Raw genomic sequence first — 17,405 nt, 5'->3', positions numbered from 1 at the left:
TTACTTCATCATCGGAATGTTAACGCCTTTTTCTTTTGCTGTTTGCACTGCAAGATCATAGCCAGCATCAACGTGACGAACAACACCCATTCCAGGGTCAGAAGTTAACACGCGCTCAATTCGTTTTGCCGCCGCCTCTGTTCCATCTGCCACAATTACCATTCCCGCATGAAGAGAATATCCCATACCAACACCGCCGCCGTGGTGAACAGACACCCAGCTTGCGCCGTTTACACTGTTAATTAACGCATTTAAAATTGGCCAGTCAGCTACCGCATCACTGCCATCTTTCATTGCTTCTGTTTCACGATTTGGCGAAGCAACAGATCCGCAGTCTAAATGGTCACGACCGATAACGATCGGTGCAGATAATTCACCTTTTGCTACCATTTCGTTAATAATGCGGCCAAACTTCGCACGCTCTCCGTATCCTAACCAACAAATACGGGATGGAAGTCCTTGGAATTCAACTTGGTCACGTGCCATACGAATCCAATTACATAAATGCTCATTATCAGCAAATTCACGTAAAATTACTTCATCTGTTTTATAAATATCTTCTGGATCACCAGAAAGTGCTACCCAGCGGAATGGTCCTTTTCCTTCACAGAATAATGGACGAATAAATGCCGGAACGAACCCTGGGAAATCGAATGCATTTTTTAAGCCTTCGTCATATGCAACTTGGCGAATATTGTTTCCATAATCAAATGCAATTGCACCGTTCTTTTGCATAGCAAGCATTGCTTCCACATGCTTTTTCATACTTTCTTTTGATAATTGAACATAACGATCTGGATCCTCTTGACGAAGTACTGCTGCTTCTTCTAATGAATAACCAACTGGAACATAACCATTTAATGGGTCATGAGCAGATGTTTGGTCTGTTACTAAGTCTGGTGTAATGCCGCGTTTTACAAGCTCTGGCAAAATTTCAGCTGCATTGCCTAATAGTCCAATCGAAATCGGCTCTTTCTTTTCTTTATACTCCTTCGCAACCGCTAATGCGTATTCAAGAGATTCTGTATACATATCACAGTATTTTTTTTCAATGCGGCGATCGATGCTGCGCTTATCAACGTCGATTGCAATGACAACCCCGCCGTTCATTGTAACAGCAAGCGGCTGCGCTCCGCCCATTCCGCCAAGACCAGCAGTAATTGTTAACGTTCCTTTTAATGAACCGCCAAAATGCCTGCGTGCTGCCTCACCAAATGTTTCGTAAGTTCCTTGTAAAATTCCTTGTGTACCAATATAAATCCAGCTACCAGCTGTCATTTGGCCATACATCATTAAGCCTTTTTGATCAAGCTCACGGAAATGCTCCCAATTTGCCCATTTTGGCACTAAATTTGAGTTTGCTAGAAGAACGCGCGGTGCATCTTCATGAGATTTAAAAATTGCTACTGGTTTCCCAGATTGAACTAATAACGTTTCATCGCTCTCTAAATTTTTAAGAGATTCTACAATTGCATGATAGCTATCCCAATTACGAGCAGCACGGCCGATACCACCGTATACAACAAGCTCTTCTGGCTTTTCTGCTACTTCAGGATCAAGATTATTCATAAGCATACGAAGTGCTGCTTCTTGTACCCAACCTTTTGCATTTAATTCAGTACCTCTTGGCGCACGAATAGTTTGTTTTACGTTTTCCATTGTAATCTCTCCCTTATTATAGTGTTGTATTTGCATTTAAACGGTCCATTGTCCAATTCGTTGTTTTTAACCAATGAGCCGTGTTTTCAATATCGGTTGAAAAGATACGATCGTTTGTAATCGATGGTACAATTTGACGAACTTGATGATAAAATACTTTCGTTTGCGAACTCATTTGTTCAACACCGCGGTACTCAGCTGCTTGCATCGCACAAATCGTTTCAATTGCTAATACACGGCGTACATTTTGAATAATTTGATGTGCATGACGCGACGCAATTGTTCCCATACTTACATGATCTTCTTGATTTGCTGATGATGGAATGGAATCTACGCTCGCTGGATGAGCTAACGTTTTATTTTCTGAAACAAGTGCTGCCGCTGCATACTGCATAATCATTGCACCAGATTGAAGACCTGGTTCTGGACTTAAAAATGGTGGTAAATCGTTTAACTGCGGATTAACAAGTCTCTCAATGCGACGTTCAGAAATATTCGCAAGTTCTGCCATTCCAACCTTTAAAAAGTCCATCGCAAATGCAATCGGCTGCCCATGGAAATTACCGCCTGAAATCACTTTTTGACCGCCGTCAAAAATAAGTGGATTATCTGTTGCAGCATTCATTTCAATTTCTAATTTTTCTTTCACGTAATTCAATACTTGCCAAGATGCTCCGTGTACTTGCGGGATGCAGCGAAGTGAATACGCATCTTGTACACGAAGTTCTCCTTGTTTCGTAACAAGTTTGCTATCATGAAGCACATTACGAATTCGATTCGCAACTTCTACCTGCTCTTTATATCCACGTGCAAGATGAACATCTTCATCAAACGCATCAATAATGCCTTGTAATCCTTCAATTGTCATTGAAGCAATTAATTCCGCTTGATAAGCAATTGCCTCTGCTTCTAAATAGGCAACAATACCTTGAGCTGTCATTGCTTGTGTTCCGTTAATAAGCGCCAAGCCTTCTTTTGCTTCTAATGTAATTGGTTCTAATCCTTCTTTTGTTAGAGCAACCATCGTATGGATACGCTCACCTTTATAAAACACTTCCCCTTCTCCTAATAAAGCAAGCGCAAGATGCGAAAGCGGTGCTAAATCTCCGCTTGCTCCAAGCGAACCTTGCTGCGGAACTACGGGATGAATTTGACGATTTACAAGTTCAAGAAGCATGTTTACAACAAGTGGTCTAACCCCAGAAATCCCTTTTAGCATTGTGTTCGCACGCAACACAAGCATAGCTCGTGACACTTCTTCAGAAAACGGCTCACCAACACCACATGCATGAGATTGGATTAAATTATGTTGAAGTGCTTTCACATCTTCTTTTTGAATCAGGACATCGCTAAATTTCCCAAAACCTGTTGTAATGCCGTAAACGACTTTCCCTTCTTCAACAATCTGTTCTACTGCTTGCCTGCATTCTGTAACTTTTTGCATACTATTTGAACAAGCAGTTACCTGCTCTCCTTCAAACATTATTCGTTTCATTTCTTGCAGTGTTAATGAATGTCCAGTTAATGTAATCATAATTTTCCTCCTTATAAACAACACAAGGGGACCTTACCTTTTTAAGACAGACGAATGTCCTAAAAAGTTGTAAGGCCCCCTATTAACTAATAAACTATGGGCAGTTTTTTTATATGTGATTAATACCTAATCCAATCGCCTCATGCTCTGATCCTTTCACAGGCGCACCTATCGTACCATATAATGCAACAGCAACCCATTCGCCTTCTTTCTCACCGTCGTATGGTGTGCCGCGCACAATCGCAAATCGAAGCCCTACTGTACGAAGAACGTCTGCTAACTGAATTTGTCCTCTCGTTACTCCGTACAACGCTTCCATAATTGCATGGTAAAGCGCATGTGTTTCTCTGTAAACGTCTGTTTCAATAACATGGTTACTACGTGCAGCTGTTTCCATTGCGGCAACAACTTTTTGCGAATTCATTGAACCGACTTTTCCCGTACAATATTTCCATCCTTTAGGTAGAGATAAAATGGGACTCTCGTGTTCCTCCGCAAGTGCAAGCAACATCGCCATGCGACCAATTCGTTGTGTTCCATGAAGAAGCATGTGACTCTCTCTTTTCTTTTGAATAGTTTAAATATTTCTTAATTTAAGAATATATGAAAACGCTTAAATCGTCAATGGTTAATTATAAAATAAATCAAAATTAAAAACCGACATAAAAACCTCTTTTTTAGGAGGGGTCGAGAGCATCTGACCGTGTATGGAAGCGGTTAGGGCCTTTTTTTGCCACGTGCGGCGTTTAAAACAAAAAGAGCAAACAAGTGCAAGTTCCTTTCTGTTTTTTTTAACGAACTTAAAAATTAACATAGCAATTTACATTATAATTAACACCTTATTTCGCACGATGACAATAGCTATTGTCACTCTGTTATTTGTAATGCTATTTGCTATGTTATTTTAGACATGTTTTATTAAAAGTGTTGTTATATCAAATTCTTTTCTTTTTTTGTAGCACTCCTTTTGAAACTGTTAAATAAAAAATAGCCTGCAAACGATATTTCCATAGTTCTCGTTGGATTCACTCAACCTTCTAAAGATCTATTAACAGCTTCAACCGCATGAATGAAAGTCGTATCAAATAAAGGAACAGTAGAATCCTCTTGTTTTACTAATAACCCAATTTCTGTACAACCTAATATAATGCCTTCTGCTCCGTTACAAACTAAACGGTTAATCACTTCTTTATAGTAATCCCTTGATCTTTGAGACACTTTTCCTAAACACAATTCTTCAAATATTACTTTATTTACAATTTCTCTATCATTTTCATTTGGAACTATCACCTTTATGCCGTTCAATTCTAATCTAGATTTATAAAATTCTTGCTCCATTGTATATTTTGTTCCAAGTAAACCTACTGTGTTAATTCCTTCCTTTTTGACTTCATTAGCTGTAGCATCGGCAATATGTAAAATAGGGATATTGATTTTTTCTTTTATGTCATCGACAACCTTGTGCATCGTATTTGTGCATATGACAATGAAATCCGCTCCAGCCTTTTCTAATAAAAATGCAGCTTCACCTAATACTTCACCAGCTTGTTTCCAGTTACCCTTTGATTGATAACGTTCAATTTCTTCAAAGTCAACGCTATATAAAATGCATTTTGCTGAATGCAATCCTCCTAATTTTCTTTTTACTTCTTCGTTAATAACCCGATAATACTCTACAGTTGATTCCCAGCTCATCCCACCAATAAGTCCAATATTTTTCATAATTTCCCTCCTCACCAAAAATCTTCCTTGTTAATTATATATAATTTTCGAAATTATAGGCAATATACTTATCACCTTGTTTCCTTTTTCTATCTGTCTTATAATAAAAAACAGAGACTAAATTGAACGTATTTTTCCGCTATGTAAGCTTGGAAGTCCAAGCTTACATTATTTTTTGCTTTTCCTTTTCTTTTAAAAGGAGTATACTAAAAAGGAACATACGTTCTTTTTATTACATACAGTAAGGAGTTTGAACAATGGTATACGACACAAAAATACAATCATGGAACTACACATTGAAGCAATTACAAAAGCATTATACTGGAGGAACAGTTGAAAATCGCAAGCAGTTTGAAGACATGGAACTAATGACTTTCTTTCAAGACAACGAATATATTGCCCTTCCTACACATATTAGCGGCTTATCAGCAGCACGCTTTACTTCTTACTCTATCTTCACTACCGATGACAAAGATCGCAAAGTTGGCACGCTTATCATTGAATATTTAGAAGATGATAATGAAATTTTATATGTTGAACAATTATACTTCGTTTAACTTTCAACGCTTGGTCATATTGGCCAAGCGTTCTTGATTTCTATCAATCCCAATGCTTATAATACTAGTAAAGGAAAACTACTATATATATTCATTTTGATTTCCAAAAACATAAGTCGTTGCTATACAGCAATTCAACATGACCGCTACTTGTTTGCTCCCTTTGTTTGAAACTTCGTATGTGGCAGGAGAAGGCCCTGACCGCTTCTATGCATGGCCAGATGCTCTCATCCTCCCCCAAAAAGTAAGGGGTTTTTATGTCGGATTTTTAACTTATACATATCATAAAGGAGGGTTCTACTTGCTCGAAGGATGGTTCAGTTGGTTTATTGTCATATGGACAGTAATTTTACTAGGACTTATGTCCATTGGTGGATATTTCATGTTCCGAAAATTCTTAAAACGATTACCAAAAGAAGATGGCATGTCTATTTTGGATTGGGAAGAGCATTACATTAATGAAACGCGGCACTTATGGGATGAAGAGCAAAAACAATTATTAGATGAACTCGTCAGTCCAGTCCCTGAACTTTTCCGCGATGTTGCAAAATCGAAAATTGCCGGTAAAATTGGAGAGTTAGCTTTAGAAGAAAAAGCATCAAAAATAACTGAAGATTTAATTATTAAAGGGTACATTGTAGCAACTCCAAAGCGCGATCATAAATTTTTAATAAAAAAATTAAATGAAAAGCAAATTGATTACTCACGTTATCAATCGTTATTAGCAAAATAAAAAACCTCAAAAATTTTTGAGGTTTTTTATGTTAACTTTATATCTTTCTCATCATAAAACTCTGCCTGTTTTTTCATTTCCTTTTGCAATTTCGTAAAGGAACGATACATTGCAATGCGCCAAGATACAATCATTGCAAACGCAAGTAAGAAGAACATTCCACTTAATTGTCCTACATCAAGCGACTGACTTAAATATGATTTAAATGCAATACGAACAACAAGTAAACCAATTAAAATAAAGATAAACGCTTTAGAACGTATTAAATAAATCTCTTGTCCACGCATTTCAAATTTTGACGTTTTAATAAGAAAGATTGAAAAAATTAATCCTACAGCAATTGCTTCTAATATTTCTGATGTTGTTAAGCGAAATTCAGGAAGCAGATACATACAAGCTCCTGTACTCATAAAGATTGGTGGAAGAACAATTTTTTTCAAAGTTGCTGGTTTCTTTGCTGCCTTCAAACGAATAAACATGACTCCAACAGCCATACAAACTGCAATAATACTTGATAAGAGAGCTAAATTCATTCGTACTCACCCTTTGTTTTGGAAATATCAAAAATATAGTTTTATTATTATATGTATTTTTGTTAGTATTTCCAACTCTTCAACAAAAAAAACTAAAACCCTTTAAATCCACCAAATAAATCCGAAAAGAAGATTGTAATTTTTGTAAGGCCATTAAAATATAGTAATACACCCATTGCAATCATAATATAGCCACCGATTGTAACGAACGTTGCACTATGTTTTTTAATCCACGTCATCTTCGTAATAAAGAATGATAAAATAAAGAATGGAATTGCAAAACCAAGTATGTAAGCAATCATATATAACATCGCCGATTGCGGGTTTGTTGCCGCAATCGCAATAACCGATACTAAAATCGGCCCTGTACAAGGCGTCCACCCAGCAGCAAATGCAATTCCGATTAAAGTAGAGCCAAAATAACCACTCGGCCTACTTTTAAATGTAAATTTACGATCTTGCATTAAAAATGTTGGTTTAAACACCCCTGTTATAACGAGACCAAAAGCAACGATAAAAATTGCTCCTAATTGACGAATTAAATTTTGATAATCTACAAAAAACTTCCCTACATAACTTGTTCCAAAACCGATTGCAATAAAAATGATCGAAAATCCAATTAAGAAAAATGCAGTATGCAACATACTCCGCTTCCGAAGCATTGCATTCTCTTCCTTCAAATCAGAAATAGACATTCCTGTTATGTATGATAAAAACGCTGGATAAAGTGGTAAACAACAAGGCGAAATAAACGATAAAAAACCTGCTCCAAATGCTAAAAATATATTAATATCTTGCATATGATGCCTCCTTTCCTCTCAATTAATTGTAACAAAATTCACAACGAATTCCATGAAAAATTCGTGAACACACTATTATCACTATGAATATATTAAAATATTATTCTTCATATTTACATATAAATCCTTTTTAACTTCCCAACATACAAATCACTGTCATGTATAACAAAACATGACAGTGATTTGTTTTAACTCTTGCACGTGGCAAAAAAAGGCCCTGACCGCTCCTATACATAGCCAGATGCTCTCGCCCACCTAAAAAAAGAGGTTTTTTATAAATTTTTTCACCTCGTATGCACATAGTTACTTTATTTATATTTCACTTCATTTACTATTAGAAAATATTTTTTACTATGAAAGTTATATTCATAGTTATCTTATATTCTCAATGAATCTGCCTCCTTTTTTCATCATTATGCATTAATACCATACTTTTATTATTATTCTATAAAATGTCACACTTTTCTTTCAGTTGACCCTCTATTTTTAATTTTGTATACTTCCATCTAGCTATGATTGTTCGTTTTTGGACACATTACCATATAGAAAAGATCGGAGGGATATAGATGCTTCGTTATTCATTACTCGTTTTATTAGGAGCATGTAGTTACGGTATTTTAGCAATCTTTGTTAAATTTGCATACAGCGAAGGATTTTCGCTTGGAGAAGTAATCGGAAGTCAATATTTGTTCGGATGGTTCATTTTACTTACGATTACATTATTATTCTCTAGACATCGCGTACCATTCAAGCAAATGATTATTTTATTTATTGCAGGAACATCAGCTAGTTTAACAGGTATTTTTTATTACGGTGCATTACAAACTGTACCCGCTTCAATCGGTATTGTTTTGCTGTTTCAATTCGTATGGATCGGCATTATCATTGAAGCAGTTGCAACGAAAACATTACCTTCTAGAGAAAAATTGATTTCTGTACTATTCTTACTCGTTGGAACATTTCTTTCAAGTGGATTACTTGAACAATCAGCAGGAGCAATTGACATAAGAGGAATTTTCTTCGGATTATTATCAGCAATAGCATTTGCCTTTTATATTTTTGTGAGCGGAAGAGTAGCTGTAGAAGTTCCATCATTGCCTCGCGGTTTAACACTTATGGCCGGCGCGTTAACATTAGTAATGATTATTTTCCCACCAACATTTATATATAACGGCACACTTGCAAGTGGACTTTGGAAATATGGATTAGCATTAGGGACATTTAGTATTGTCATTCCAACTATTACTTTTACAATTGGTATTCCTAAGATCGGTTCTGGTTTAGCAACTATTTTAGGTGCTGCTGAACTTCCAGTTACAACAATCATGTCAGTGCTTCTTTTAAGAGAAGCCGTACTGACTTCACAATGGCTTGGAGTTGCCCTTATTCTTATCGGTATTACTATTCCACAAATTGCTTATAAAATGCGCGGACAATACACAAGGCAGCATACACATAAAAAAGTTGCTGCATAACAAACCGGACTTCACTAAGAAGTCCGGTTTTCATTTTCTGTTACCTTTCAAAGTACTTATACTTTGCCATTCACTTCAGTTGAATCTCATTGTATTGAAATCAAATGCAGCGATATCATCACATAATTTGTTTTTTCAATTGTATAAAATAGCGTCTTCTTAATAATAAAAAGTACCCTATATGAACGAGTAAAAATAGTCCAATGACGATCAGTGAAGACCGAAAAATTGGTGTTACAAATAATGTTTGCAATGTTGTAAAGGCAACACTCGTATGCAAAATAGCGATAACAATCGGAATGAAAAATAACGCACCCATTTGCACTGTTATTATTTGTTTCATTTCCCCTTCATCCATACCGAGTTTCAAAAGCGATTGATAATATTGTTTATCCGTTTCTAAGTCGGTAAATAAGCGGAAATATAAAAAGCTTACGGCAGATAAATAAAAAATAACTCCGACAAACAACCCGATAAATAGCATCATACTTGTCAATTCTTTAATCTTATTATAAGTGATCACACGTGATGAAAATTCATACTGCCCTTTTTGATTCAGTTGCTTTTCTAACCGCTCAGCTACTTGCGTTGTTCCCTCCCAACTCTTTACTGTATATCCTGTATAACTCGCTGTTTTTTGACCACCCATAATCCGCTGGTTCATTTCGTTGGAAACAACAAAAATCTTCCCAGGAAATACACCGCCTGAAAAAATATTCTGTTTCAACATTGAAGAAACATGAATTTGTTTTCCACTTTCTTGCAAAGTTACATCTGATTCTTTAGAAGAATCTAAAACACTACTTTCCATTCCAAAAGAAGGAACGCGAACGGCTTTATTTCCTGTTAATGACACCGTTTCGTAACCAAGCTGCTTGGCAAACTTATTATAATCATTCTGACTCATGATTACAGCTGGTTGCGAATCGTTGGAAATAGACTGAACTTGCAACTGTGCGCTTATTTTTTTATACGTAACCTTTTCCTTTTGAAAAGTGCCTTCAATCTCCTTTTCATATTGCGCTTTCTGTCCTTGATGTTCATTGTATGTAATCAAACTAAATGCAAATGGAATATTGTTCATCGACTCGCTCTTTTGCGTTTCTATAAAAGCAGCAAACGTTCCAATGGCACAAAAAGCAACTGTCGACACAATCGTTACCATAAAAAACATACGTGCATTATCTTTCATGCGATATGCTAACATAGAAAATGATAATAAATTCGTTTTCTTCCAATAGATAGGCTTCGATTTCTTTAAAAACGTTATGATAAACACACTAAGCTGCGAGTATAAAAAATACGTGCCAATGATTACAATGGTTGGCACCGGAATCAATAAAAACGCAATAATGCCAGGATTCGCTGTTATTGATAAAAAATATCCAATCGCTATTAAAATAGCCGCTACTATTGATAAAAGAATGGATGCTTTCGGTTCAGGTTTTGGCTTTTTATTTCCTTTTAATAACGAAATTACTTTTTTACTTTTCACAAATAAACTTGTCGTAAAAGCAACAATGAAAAACAATGCTAAAAACACAGCAACTGTTAATTTCATTGCTTGCCATGGCATATAAAATGGCAAGCTTTTCAACCCCATTACTGTACTAGCTAACAGAAAAAATAACTTTCCAAATAAAATCCCAAAACCAATACCACTGATGAGAGCACTTATACCAACGATCATATTTTCAAAGAAAATTACTCGGATTAATTGCCAACTTGTAATACCATGAATCACAAAAATCCCAAACTCTTTATTCCTCAGCTTTAAAAATGAACTAACAGAGTAAAAAATAAAGAAAAAAGAAAAGAAATAAATAATATATTCCGCAACAAGCATTCCTTGACGAATAATTCCTGGAAACTCTTTACTTCCATCGACATCAGGATGATAAATAAATAAAGCATACAAAAAGAAAATCATAACTGAAAATGCACTACTCAAAAAATAAGCGGCATACGCGCGTATATTGCGACTAACATTTTTAAACGCGAGTTGAGAAAACGTCATCTTCTTTTCCCTCCCACGTTTTTTGTACTTTCATCAAAATAGGTATCACCATGAGTATGTCATCTCCTTATTCTTTCTTCTCTTTTTACTATAAGAAAAAAAGAAAAAGGAAAACATCGAACTTTCTTACATACATTATTGCATTCTTACAGTTTTGTCATTTTTCTCGTCATTTTGTAAATGTGTCATCACATTGCCTCTCGCTATTCTTAAAAACTCTTGTAATTCTAGATTTATATTCGCCTTTCGGTATGCAACAGCTAATTCTGCAACAATTTTAGAATCACGGATTTCTTTGTAGACAACTTCTGATTGATATAATTTATTTGCAGACACTGGTATTACCGTTATCCCAATCCCAGCAGCAACAAGCCCGATAACCGTTTGATATTCTGTCGCCTCTTGTACAATTTGCGGACTAAACCCTGCATCACGGCATAAAGAAAGAATATTATCATATAAAGTCGGCCAAACATTTCGAGTAATAAAAACAAAAGATTCGTTTTGCAAATCTTCAATATAAATTGCTTGTTTATTCGCAAGTGGGTGTGCTTTCGGTAAACAAAGTGTACAAGGAAGGTGTTGCACTGTTTCTAACTGTAATAATTGACTTGTAATAGGTGGACGCAACATCCCAACATCAATTCGATTGTCATGAAGTGCATCTACTTGTTCTGGTGTAGACAATTCATGCAATACAACAGATACATCTGGAAATTTTTTTCGATATTCCCGAACAATTGGCGGCAAAATATCATACATCGCCGATCCAACAAACCCAATAGACAGCTCTCCAATTTCTCCCCTTTGTGCTCTCTGAGCAATTTCAACTGCCTTATCAATCTGTATAAAAGCTTTTTTTACTTCTTTTAAAAATAATTCCCCTGCTTCTGTTAATTCTACTCTTCGTTTCGTTCTTGAAAATAACGTTACTCCCATCTCTTTTTCTAATTGTTGAATTTGTTGACTTAGCGGAGGCTGCGTCATCTGTAAGCGAGCAGCTGCCCTACCAAAGTGAAGCTCTTCTGCTACAACAATAAAATATTGTAAATGCCGTAATTCCATATCGTACACCCTTTTTTATTAATATATATAATAAATTAATAACATAAGAATGATATATAAGACAAATATTTTTAAAGAATTCATACGGTAATATCCCTAAATATTTTATTGATGGTATTAACAATTACAGCAAGTCTAAATATAAGTTAAAAAACTGACATAATCCCCTTTCTTTTGAGAAGAACGAGAGCATCTGGACATGCATAGAAACGGTCAGAGCTTTTCCTAACACATGCCGGATTGAAAACAAAAGGAGAACGCCAAGTGTAGGTCATTTTGTTTTCTACATAGGAACGACTTATATGTAGAAAAATTAATATATGTAGCTCACTTATCGTATTTCAGAGTTTATAAAAATAAAAGAAAACGCATATAAGAGAGCGTTTTCTTTTATTTCTTTCGCTATTCAATTCGTTCATGTACATTTTCGCATTTCTCGCCTCAATCATTTCCTAGTGGACATTCAATATTCACACATCGATGCAACAACTCATAATCTTCCGGAAATGAAAGTGGAAGATCTATTAATTCATCCAGCCGTTTCCACTCAATTTTATAAATCAATCCATCTGGATCTTGAATTTTTCTTTCTCCCCCTACTATTTTCACAACATAATAATGTACTTGTACAGGGACGTTAAACGTAACACCTATTTTTTCATACACCATTTCAATAACTTCAACGTGATAACCTGTTTCTTCCCATACTTCACGTATACAGCATTCTTCTAGCGTTTCTCCGTATTCCAATCCAACGTTTCACTACTTTCTCCCTCCCATACATATTATTCTGTATTTCACTTATTTTCCCCTCGAAAAAAGAGGAAAAAACTTATAATCTATCGAATATTTCTAGCAACTTCATTGACAGCGCATTCCTAAAAACAGAAAGGAAGGATTTTGTGAAATTTTCTAAGTATGTTGTGGATTGTGTATTTTGTGAAAAAAACCGAGGAACAAGACAAGCAACCGTGACCATTGCTGCTTCTTCTAACACATTGGCAATTCAAAAAATAACTGAAGAATGCCAGCGACGTTTTGGGAAAACATTATTATTAAAGACAGAAGTTAAAAAAGAAGAATTCATAACAGAAACAACAAAAAGCTGACCAAAATGGTCAGCTTTTTGTTCTCCGATCATATGTTTTCTTTCCGTACATATTATCACATGAAGATTAGGGGCATCCTCTATGAGATCGGGATCTTTCCATTATGTACGTTCCATAATGAATATCGAACAATATTTTCTGTATAATCTACAACAAATCATCCAGAAAAAGGGAAGTTTCGTTCGCATTTTTAGAAAAGGGATAGGGATATTACCGGTAATACATCAAACATTCGAATGTTACACTTAATATAATATAGTAATCTTCTTCATATCGGAAATATGTATTACATATATAATTAATATGTAATACATATTAATAGATTAATAAAACCCTCTCTTTATGAGAGGGCGAGAGCATCTGGTCGTGCATAGAAGCGGTCAGGAACTTTATCTGCAACATACAAAGTTTAAAACAAAAAAGCAGCGGCGTGCAGATCATGTTGTATTTTGCATAGCAGCGATTACTATCTCGTAAAGTTAAAATGAATTTATATCATAGAGAGTAGGGTTTATGAGCAATGAATCGTAGTACTCCCCCTTCTATAATCAAGTTATTTCTACTATTTTTTAGAAAAAGCCTTCTAAGCCTTATTCTCACAAGGCTTTCTGAAGGCTCCCATTATTCTGCAGTAAATACATATTGTAGTATAACCCTTGTTTCGCCAGCAATTCTTGATGTGTTCCTCTTTCAACAATTTGACCATCGTGCATCACAAAGATTTGATCTGCATCTTGAATTGTAGATAAGCGATGTGCAATCGCGATAGTTGTTCTCCCTTTTCGCATATGCTGCAATGCGGTTTGAATCGCTTCTTCTGTTTCTGTATCAATATTTGCTGTTGCCTCATCTAACACTAATACTTTTGGATTTGTTGCAATCGTTCTTGCAAACGCTACAAGTTGTCTTTGGCCACTTGAAAACGCTGCTCCTCTCTCAACCACTTCTGTATCATATTGATTTGGCAACTGTTCAATAAATGTATTTGCCTGTACAAATTTCGCAGCACCTTCCACTTCTTCATCTGTAATACCTTCATCATACATACGAATGTTTTGCTTCACTGTTCCAGCAAAAAGAAATGCATCTTGTAGTACAAGACCAATACGTTTTCTTATCTCCATCTCTTGAAAGTTCTCTAACCGCGCTCCATCAATTACAATTTCACCTTTATTAATGTGGTAAAACCGCATCAATAAGTTCATAATTGTACTTTTCCCACTACCTGTATGCCCAACAAAAGCAACATTTTGCCCAGGTTTCACATGGAAGGACACATTTTTAAGCACATCACGTTTTCCATCATAAGAAAAGGTAACATCTTTAAACTCAATTTCCCCTTCCATCATTATAGGGGCTGCATCACCTTGTTGTACTGGCGCTAAATCCTTTTCATCTATTAACTGAAACACACGTGATGAAGATACTAGCGCTTGCTGAAAGAAAGATAATTTCATCATCACTTCATTTACTGGATCAAAGAAACGATGAATGTAGTTTACAAAGGCATATAATACACCCACTTCAACAGGGCTATGCATTGCATCAATTCCAAACAACGTGATCACCAATACAATTGCTAACGTATGAACAAGATCAGTTGCTGGGCGTAATAACAAAGCATCTAATTTCAAATTGCGGCGCCCCGCTCCATAATGTTTTTCATTCACTTCTTCAAATTCTTTACGCATCCGTTTCTCTTGTCGGAATACTTGAATAATATTCATACCTTGAATCGATTCATTCAATTTTGCATTTAAAATACTTAATTGATGGCGAAGTTCTAAATAAAAAACTGAACTTTTCCGACGATAAAAAGCCATGATTGTAATCATAATCGGAATGAGTAGTAATGAAAACAGTGCAAGTTTCACATCTAATAAAAACATAGATATTAAAATACCAATTAAAAAAACAATATTCTTTACAAAGGTAGATAGTACACTTACATAGAAATCTTTAATTGCTTCTGTATCGTTTGTTATTCGCGAAACTAGCGTTCCAATTGGTGTACGATCGAAGAAGCTAAGCGATAAACTTTGTACATGTTCGTATACTTCTATGCGCAGATCTTGCACAATTTTAAAGGCTATATTTTGGAAATACAATAAATTTAAATACGTAAACAACACCTTTAATAAATGAAACACTACATAAACAATAAATAGCGTTATTAACACATTTTGTTCAAATTTTTTTGGGACTAAGTGGTCATCGATAAATACCTTAATTAAAAAGGGCCCCATCATTTCCGCAATAGTTGCACCAACTAAATATAAAAACGCAAAAGTGAGCAGTTTTTTATAAGGCTTCAAATATGATAATAGGCGCCATAAATCACTTTGTTTTTTTTCCTGCATCATACTCCTCCTTTCTCAACTAGCGCTTCTAATTGCTGACTTTCATACATGTCCCTATACCATCCATCTTGTTGCATTAAACTTTCGTGCGTACCACGCTGCACTATCTTTCCATCATCAATAACAAGTATTAAATTTGCATGTTGAATCGCACTTAAGCGATGGGCTGTAATAATAGTCGTTTTATTTTGACGTTCACGTTTTAATGATGTCAAAATCGTTTCTTCTGTCTTTGCATCTACTGCTGATAAGCAGTCATCTAAAATTAAAATTTCAGCATTTGTTAATAATGCACGGGCAATCGAGATACGCTGCTTTTGGCCGCCAGACAAGGAAACGCCGCGTTCACCAACGACAGTTTCATATCCTTCTGGAAATTTCGTAATATCTTCATGGATACATGCAATAGCAGCTGCATGTGCAATATTTTTATATGTAGCACTAGGTTTTCCAAATGCGATATTTTCACCAATACTTGCAGAAAATAAAAAGTGATCCTGTGGTACATATGAAATGGAAGAACGAATAGCGTGTAGTGTCAAATCTCGAATATCATTTTCCCCAACTCGTATGTTCCCGTCAAAATGATCATATTCTCGAATTAAACATTTTAATAATGTCGTTTTCCCTGATCCCGTACGTCCTACAATTCCTAACGTTTCTCCTTTTCGTAAGGAAAAATGAATGTCTTGTAGATTTATTACTTCATTTTTCTTATACGAGAATGTGTCAATATCAAACTCAATGTCACCACTTGCTACTTCTTCGCTTGCCCCTTCTCTATTTACCACATCAGAAACTTGCATAAATAAATTTTGAATACGATCATACGACGCACGGCCACGCTCCATAATATTAAACAGCCAACCAAACGCTAGCATCGGCCATACAAGCGTACCTAAATAAGTAGTAAATGTTATAAGTTCTCCTATCGTAAGCTCTCCGCGAACAACCAATACAGAGCCGTAACATACTGCAATTAAAAATGAAAAACCTACAATTAAAGCAATTGTTGGATCAAATAATGAATCAATGCGAGCAACGAGAATATTTTTATGTACCACTTCTTCTGATTTTTTTCGAAATGATTGCAAATCTTCTTTTTCTTGACCAAGTGAACGAATTACCTTCATTCCACTCATACTTTCCTGAACTTTATCATTGATTTCTGAAAATGCCTGCTGCGCTTTATGAAAGCGACGATGTAACAAAGTTCCGTAATAATTTGTCGAGATAGCTACAATTGGCATTGGAATTAAACTGAGCAACGTCAACTTCCAACTAATTGTAAACCCCATCGCCAAAAGAACACATCCGCCACCTGTTAATGAATCTACAAGCGTTAACACCCCAGAACCTGCTGTTTGCTGTACCGCTTGAATATCGTTCGTTGCGTGGGCCATTAAATCACCAGTTCGGTGTTTTTGATAAAAGGATGGACTCATATTCGTAAAGTGCTCATACAGTTTTCGCCGTAATTGACGAGCTAATTTTAAGGAAGAGCCAAAAATCATTATTCTCCATGCATAACGCAAAATATAAACCAATACCCCAGCACCAACTAAAATTGATACCCATTGTAATAACTTTTGAGTCGTTAAAGATTGATTGCTAATTTCATCAACAATGATCCCAATTATTTTTGGTGGTACGAGTTCAAGAAGAGCAACGCCAAGCAATAAAAAACTACCCATTATGTACGCTCGCTTCTCTTGTTTAAAAAACCATGCTAAGTCTAAAAAAACCTTCATTGATATACCTCCTATCCCAAATGAGCGGTGTTTTCAGTTTATCAAAAATACTGAATTTTTTAAAGTTTAAAACACTTCAGAAAGACAATA

The 17,405-nt window shown here is 35.6% G+C and carries 14 protein-coding genes and 1 pseudogene; 4 read left to right on the top strand and 11 right to left on the bottom strand.

The window, feature by feature from the left end; genetic code table 11:
- From hutU to BM211_RS14665, 4 genes are all read right to left on the bottom strand, one after another.
- Positions 1 to 1,659 carry a urocanate hydratase gene (gene hutU / locus BM211_RS14685; protein WP_090998246.1) on the bottom strand — a complete coding sequence of 553 codons (1,659 nt, stop codon included), beginning with the start codon at positions 1,657 to 1,659 and terminating at the stop codon, positions 1 to 3.
- Between the two features lie 16 nt (positions 1,660 to 1,675).
- A complete protein-coding gene (gene hutH / locus BM211_RS14680) occupies positions 1,676 to 3,193 on the bottom strand; it encodes a histidine ammonia-lyase (RefSeq protein ID WP_090998243.1) in 1,518 nt (505 codons plus the stop codon).
- A gap of 109 nt (positions 3,194 to 3,302) precedes the next feature.
- The gene (gene hutP / locus BM211_RS14675) at positions 3,303 to 3,743 is read right to left on the bottom strand and encodes a hut operon transcriptional regulator HutP (protein ID WP_035437001.1); all 441 of its coding nucleotides are present in this window, start codon (positions 3,741 to 3,743) and stop codon (positions 3,303 to 3,305) included.
- A gap of 479 nt (positions 3,744 to 4,222) precedes the next feature.
- Complete coding sequence (locus BM211_RS14665; RefSeq protein ID WP_090998237.1) at positions 4,223 to 4,915, bottom strand: aspartate/glutamate racemase family protein; 693 nt, start codon at positions 4,913 to 4,915, stop codon at positions 4,223 to 4,225.
- A 257-nt stretch (positions 4,916 to 5,172) separates the two neighbouring features.
- Here BM211_RS14665 and BM211_RS14660 point away from each other — a divergent pair, with 257 nt between their 5' ends.
- Together BM211_RS14660 and BM211_RS14655 are read left to right on the top strand one after the other, a co-directional pair.
- Complete coding sequence (locus tag BM211_RS14660) at positions 5,173 to 5,472, top strand: hypothetical protein (protein WP_090998235.1); 300 nt, start codon at positions 5,173 to 5,175, stop codon at positions 5,470 to 5,472.
- Positions 5,473 to 5,773: 301 nt separating this feature from the next.
- The gene (locus tag BM211_RS14655; protein WP_090998233.1) at positions 5,774 to 6,205 is read left to right on the top strand and encodes a DUF2621 domain-containing protein; all 432 of its coding nucleotides are present in this window, start codon (positions 5,774 to 5,776) and stop codon (positions 6,203 to 6,205) included.
- A gap of 26 nt (positions 6,206 to 6,231) precedes the next feature.
- On the opposite strand, the gene BM211_RS14650 is transcribed toward BM211_RS14655, so the two are convergent.
- Positions 6,232 to 6,738: a CcdC family protein gene (locus BM211_RS14650; protein WP_090998230.1), complete on the bottom strand. Its 507-nt coding sequence runs from the start codon at positions 6,736 to 6,738 to the stop codon at positions 6,232 to 6,234.
- Between the two features lie 92 nt (positions 6,739 to 6,830).
- Positions 6,831 to 7,538, bottom strand: a complete 708-nt coding sequence (locus BM211_RS14645) for a cytochrome c biogenesis CcdA family protein (protein ID WP_090998227.1) — start codon at positions 7,536 to 7,538, stop codon at positions 6,831 to 6,833.
- 566 nt (positions 7,539 to 8,104) lie between these two features.
- Between BM211_RS14645 and BM211_RS14640 the strand changes: the two genes are divergently transcribed.
- A complete protein-coding gene (locus tag BM211_RS14640; protein WP_090998225.1) occupies positions 8,105 to 9,013 on the top strand; it encodes an EamA family transporter in 909 nt (302 codons plus the stop codon).
- A 118-nt stretch (positions 9,014 to 9,131) separates the two neighbouring features.
- On the opposite strand, the gene BM211_RS14635 is transcribed toward BM211_RS14640, so the two are convergent.
- From BM211_RS14635 to BM211_RS14620, 3 genes and pseudogenes are all read right to left on the bottom strand, one after another.
- Entirely contained in the window at positions 9,132 to 11,030 is a 1,899-nt protein-coding gene (locus tag BM211_RS14635) for an FtsX-like permease family protein (RefSeq protein WP_090998223.1), read from the bottom strand.
- A gap of 135 nt (positions 11,031 to 11,165) precedes the next feature.
- Entirely contained in the window at positions 11,166 to 12,095 is a 930-nt protein-coding gene (gene alsR / locus BM211_RS14625) for an acetoin biosynthesis transcriptional regulator AlsR (RefSeq protein ID WP_090998220.1), read from the bottom strand.
- A gap of 441 nt (positions 12,096 to 12,536) precedes the next feature.
- Positions 12,537 to 12,848, bottom strand: a pseudogene (locus BM211_RS14620) (NUDIX domain-containing protein); the annotation flags it as partial.
- Positions 12,849 to 12,997: 149 nt separating this feature from the next.
- On the opposite strand from BM211_RS14620, the gene BM211_RS14615 reads away from it, so the two are divergent.
- Positions 12,998 to 13,204: a DUF3903 domain-containing protein gene (locus BM211_RS14615; RefSeq protein ID WP_090998214.1), complete on the top strand. Its 207-nt coding sequence runs from the start codon at positions 12,998 to 13,000 to the stop codon at positions 13,202 to 13,204.
- Positions 13,205 to 13,800: 596 nt separating this feature from the next.
- Here the strand turns inward: BM211_RS14615 and BM211_RS14610 are convergent.
- Both BM211_RS14610 and BM211_RS14605 read right to left on the bottom strand, forming a co-directional pair.
- Positions 13,801 to 15,564: an ABC transporter ATP-binding protein gene (locus tag BM211_RS14610; RefSeq protein WP_090998211.1), complete on the bottom strand. Its 1,764-nt coding sequence runs from the start codon at positions 15,562 to 15,564 to the stop codon at positions 13,801 to 13,803.
- Positions 15,564 to 17,315: an ABC transporter transmembrane domain-containing protein gene (locus BM211_RS14605; protein WP_090998208.1), complete on the bottom strand. Its 1,752-nt coding sequence runs from the start codon at positions 17,313 to 17,315 to the stop codon at positions 15,564 to 15,566. Before BM211_RS14605 ends, BM211_RS14610 begins: the two co-directional genes overlap by 1 nt.
- Between the last annotated feature and the right edge of the window lie 90 nt (positions 17,316 to 17,405).

It is taken from the genome of Bacillus sp. 491mf (assembly GCF_900112415.1).
Taxonomy (GTDB): domain Bacteria; phylum Bacillota; class Bacilli; order Bacillales; family Bacillaceae_G; genus Bacillus_A.
This window is presented reverse-complemented; position numbering and strand designations above follow the sequence as displayed.